This is a genomic window from Streptomyces odonnellii, assembly GCF_000981895.1.
GTDB lineage: Bacteria > Actinomycetota > Actinomycetes > Streptomycetales > Streptomycetaceae > Streptomyces > Streptomyces odonnellii.
In genome coordinates, this window is record NZ_LATD01000445.1 from 1 (window position 1) to 3567 (window position 3567).

At 65.0% G+C, this 3567-nt stretch carries 4 protein-coding genes; 3 read left to right on the plus strand and 1 reads right to left on the minus strand.

Annotation, left to right across the window (positions count from 1 at the left end; genetic code table 11):
• Positions 1-118: 118 nt before the first annotated feature.
• Complete coding sequence (locus tag WH07_RS40060) at positions 119-1099, plus strand: hypothetical protein (RefSeq protein ID WP_157877474.1); 981 nt, start codon at positions 119-121, stop codon at positions 1097-1099.
• A gap of 193 nt (positions 1100-1292) precedes the next feature.
• On the opposite strand, the gene WH07_RS42285 is transcribed toward WH07_RS40060, so the two are convergent.
• Positions 1293-1646: a helix-turn-helix domain-containing protein gene (locus tag WH07_RS42285; RefSeq protein WP_079023743.1), complete on the minus strand. Its 354-nt coding sequence runs from the start codon at positions 1644-1646 to the stop codon at positions 1293-1295.
• A 579-nt stretch (positions 1647-2225) separates the two neighbouring features.
• On the opposite strand from WH07_RS42285, the gene WH07_RS32480 reads away from it, so the two are divergent.
• Together WH07_RS32480 and WH07_RS32485 are read left to right on the plus strand one after the other, a co-directional pair.
• The gene (locus tag WH07_RS32480; RefSeq protein ID WP_408645978.1) at positions 2226-2774 is read left to right on the plus strand and encodes a TetR/AcrR family transcriptional regulator; all 549 of its coding nucleotides are present in this window, start codon (positions 2226-2228) and stop codon (positions 2772-2774) included.
• Positions 2771-3217, plus strand: a complete 447-nt coding sequence (locus tag WH07_RS32485; RefSeq protein ID WP_046508108.1) for a DUF6069 family protein — start codon at positions 2771-2773, stop codon at positions 3215-3217. The genes WH07_RS32480 and WH07_RS32485 overlap by 4 nt, the downstream gene beginning before the upstream one ends.
• The last annotated feature ends 350 nt before the right edge of the window (positions 3218-3567 follow it).

The following is a 3567-nucleotide window of genomic DNA, read 5'->3' on the forward strand; positions in this document are numbered from 1 at the left end:
GGCATAGCTGCCAACCTACCCGGGAGACACCCATGAAGATGCTCATCTTCGTGGCCGAATTTGGTGCGGCCGCAGGTCAGAACCATGCTGAGGCCATGGAGGTCAGCAAAGACCCAGCATGAGCGGAGACCGGCACCTTGGCGACCAAACTTTCCCGCGGGATGGGCACCTACTTCAAGACCGCGCCTGCACTAGGCAGAGCGGATGCCCGCACCCCTACGCCATACGCTACCGTGACGCCGCTGGCCGACAGCGCGAAGAGACGGGTTATCCCAAACAGCATGATGCACTCAGTCGACTGACGACGCTGTACGACGAGAAACGGAACACTCTTCGTCAGCAAGCGGAACTGAAGCGAGAAACCGGGAAGAAACGTTTCGGCGAATACGCTTCTCAGTGGCTGACGCGGCAACGGCACTACGCGAGCGGGAGCACCCGAACCGTCAATCAACTGCTGCAGGCGCAGATCCTACCGGTACTGGAATCCCGCCGAATCAATACCTTCACCTCGTCAGTCGTCGAAGACTTCATCATGGCGATGGAGGAGCAAGAAGTCGGCCTCGCCACTCAGCAGAACGCGTTCGACGTCCTCAAGAAAATCCTGCTGGACGCCAAGCGCAAGGGTGGAATTTCTGAAGACCCCTTTGACGGGGTCATCCCTCCTAAGTACATACCCCGGCAGGTGACCATCCCGACCCTGGACGAGATCCACGCCCTCAAACAAGCCGCCTCCGAGGGACTGCGGGTGGTCATCGACCTGATGTCAGGCTGCGGTCACCGTAACGGCGAAGCCTACGCCACCAACGTCGAGCGTCTGGTGGCAACCGACGCCTATCGCATCACGGAACAAATCGACGGGGTCGCCCGTCAGCCTGCACGGCTCAAGCATCGGAAGCCCGGAGAGTTCCGCGAAGTCCCGATGGCAACCATCGTTCGCGAATCACTGCTTGACTACGCCGAACGCAACGGCACTGATCAGAACGGATACCTGCTTCGCACCCAGCGGAGCCCCTACTGGGCCCCACACAACCTTGCAATATCAGTGGGACGTCGCCGAAGCGCGCCGGCATCACACGCAAGCTCAACCCTTATGCGATGAGGCACTATTTCGCGTCCAATTGCCTGTCCAATGGCATACCGATCACAGACGTCGCAGAGTGGATGGGCATAAGAACATCGGCATGACCTTCCGTATCTACCGGCACCTGATGCCGGCGTCGATCGGCCGCGCCGCCAAGCTGCTCAACGTGGGCCTGTAACAGATGGGGTCCGGGCCGTAGGCCCGGACCCCATCACACCACCCTCTGTTGCCTCGCCCAACGATCCAAATCCTCGATCTTGAACTTCAGCCTTCCGCCGAAGTAGTACCGCGGAATCCCATGACGTCGAGACTCCCGGTACATCCAGCGCTCGGCCACATCGAGATACTCCGCAGCGGCCGTGATGCCTACAAACCTACGGTCCATTCGCCCTCCCGGGTCCGGTCGAACGGAGAGTATCCGCAGATTCCGGCGGCACCCAGCGCATGGAGCCCGACGCCAGCACGCAACTATGAAAAGAGCAGCGCCCATGCACAGTGCAAGGCGAGACCTACGCATTACGAGACCGCGAGGGTTCGTGTTGCGTGGTGTTCCGTCGTGCCGCATAGTGACGTTGTGCCTGATCAGATCACATGCAACAGGTTGACCCGTGCCACCCGATGCTGCACCGTCCAAAGGCGTCCGGCCTCCGAGCGGCCACCGAACCGGCTTCCGCAGGGACCGGATGACAATTCCCAGGACTTTATTGCTTCCCGACAAGCACCCCGCCGGCAAACTAAAAGCCAGCTCGTCCTACGAAGTCCGCACCGCCCACGTCAGTGCACCGGCCCTCGCCGTCCGGCAACGCCGCCAACAGCACCTCGAGCATCGCCTACGCACGCGTACGGAAAGCCATGACCCCTGCGGTGCCGGGGACCTCGGCCAGCAGGCCCAGCAGGCCGACCGCCGACGCGTGAACAGTTTACCGAGCAGCGGTACGTCCCGGCCGGCCGTCAGCAGCGTCCGCCGATCTTGGTGGGCTGCCACTGGCAAGTAGCCGAGTACGGGAAAGGGCTAACGGAGTGAGGGCTCACTCATTGACAGAGTGAGCCCTCACTCCGTACTCTCGCGGTCATGACAGCCCCCGGGCAGAACCAGACCACCCGCCGCCGCGCCCCAGGCATGTCGCCGGAGCAGCGGCGCGCGATGATCATCCAGACCGCGATCCCGCTGATCGCCGAGTACGGCGCCGCGGTGACCACCGCGAAGGTCGCCCGCGCCGCGGGCATCGGCGAGGGCACGATCTTCCGGGTCTTCGCCGACAAGGACGAGTTGCTGCAAGCCTGCCTGGCGGAGGCTCTTTCCCCCGAGCACGCGGTCCGCGAACTCGGTGCGATCGAGGTATCCCAGCCGCTGCCCGACCGGCTCGCAGAGGCGGCCCAATCGCTGCAGGCGCACCTGTCCCGAATGGGCGCGATCGCCGGCTCTCTGCACGCCTCCGGGCACCGCAGCGGCAAGCACCCCGGCACGGTGCGCGGCGCGGGCCGGGACGAGTCGACGACCTGCATCCGCGCGGCCCTCGCGGATCTGCTGGAGCCCGACAAGGCCGCGCTGCGCCAGCCGCCGGAGCAGATCGCGGCCCTCTTTTTCGGACTGCTCTTCACCCAGCCATATATGGAGGACGAACCGGAGCTGACCACGCAGGAGCTCGTGGAGGTCTTCTTGCACGGCGCACTCTTGGGCGGTGCCAAGTGAGCGCGCGCCGACGACGCTTGGCGGTTACGGGCCTCGCGGTCCTGGCGCCTGTCCTGGTGTGGCTGGTCGCAGACCCGGTGTTGGGGCACCGGCTGCGGATCATCGCCGACGAGCAGCCGCTCGATATCGGCGCGGTGCCGGTGGTGTTGGTCGCGCTGCTGGCGGCCCTCGCCGGCTGGGGGCTATTGGCCGCCCTGGAGCGGTTCTGGGTACGGCGCGCCCGCGCCGTCTGGACCGGGGTGGCCGTCGCTGTACTGGCCATCTCCTTCCTACCGTTGACCGGCGACGGCATGGACGGCGCCACCCGGGCCGCGCTGGCCCTAATTCACCTGGCGGTGGCGGCGGTGCTGATCCCGGGCCTGCGCAGGAAGGACGCCGCCGCGGCGACACCTCAAGCATCGGATGGAGGGAGCCCCGCCAGACAGTCGCGCGGCCAGGGATAACCGTCAGAGTGCCCACCACGATCGAGATGAAGAGCGGTACCTCGTGAATCGGGCCGAGGCCAGCAGGAGCAGACCCTCGTGCCAGATCGCTGTGATGACCACCGCCGGGATGGTTCTCAACGGCCATTTGTAAATCCCCGGTGGCGGCCAGTTGTCCCTGCACACGTCAATTGGTCAGGCCGGTGCTGGCGATGTCGTAGCCATGGGCGGGGCGGGGGAGGTCTGGGGTGCACAGATGCGGCCACCGGGGTGCCTCGGTGTGTGCAGACTGAGGATCAGACGGTGACCGAGGGGGTCACAGCGTAGACCCGCGCCCTCGGGACGCACGGGATGACTACGCAGGGCTGATG

Excerpts from the sequence above, each read along its gene's own strand:
- WH07_RS32480 (WP_408645978.1), top strand. The coding sequence starts at position 2,226 with ATGATCATCCAGACCGCGATCCCGCTGATCGCCGAGTACGGCGCCGCG.
- WH07_RS40060 (WP_157877474.1), top strand. The coding sequence starts at position 119 with ATGAGCGGAGACCGGCACCTTGGCGACCAAACTTTCCCGCGGGATGGG.
- WH07_RS42285 (WP_079023743.1), bottom strand. The coding sequence starts at position 1,646 with ATGCGGCACGACGGAACACCACGCAACACGAACCCTCGCGGTCTCGTA.